The organism is Dietzia massiliensis, from assembly GCF_018390595.1.
Classification (GTDB): domain Bacteria; phylum Actinomycetota; class Actinomycetes; order Mycobacteriales; family Mycobacteriaceae; genus Dietzia; species Dietzia massiliensis.
Window position 1 is genome coordinate 1 of sequence record NZ_JAHBAV010000282.1, and the last position, 381, is coordinate 381.

The following is a 381-nucleotide window of genomic DNA, read 5'->3' on the forward strand; positions in this document are numbered from 1 at the left end:
CATCGGGCAGGAACCGTCGAAAGCCTTGGCCTTCTCCCACGGCTGACCGGCCTTTTTAAAACCCGCCTGCAGATCGCGCAGCGTCAGATCGAGCGCCACGCCGTAGCCGGCGATCGCCCGCGCAACGCGGTCTTCGTTGGCCTGTTTCAACGGCGTGCCGATCAATACCGCCAGCTCCACCTCATGGTGCACCGCACCGAACTCTTTGGGGATAGCCACCGGCTGGCGAATATCGCACAGCGCCGTTTCCGGTTTGATGAACACCACCGGCTCGACGGAAACCGCACTGCCCATTTCCTTGATGTGATCGGCGTAGTTGCTGCCGACACAAACCACCTTGTTCACCGGAAAATCGAGCAGCGAACCCTGCCAGTCTCTATG

General features: G+C 60.6%; 1 protein-coding gene. It reads right to left on the reverse strand.

The genetic code is table 11. The features are described from left to right. On the reverse strand, window positions 1-381 hold a 381-nt coding region (locus tag KHA85_RS20570), incomplete at both ends, for a fumarylacetoacetate hydrolase family protein (RefSeq protein WP_213186719.1).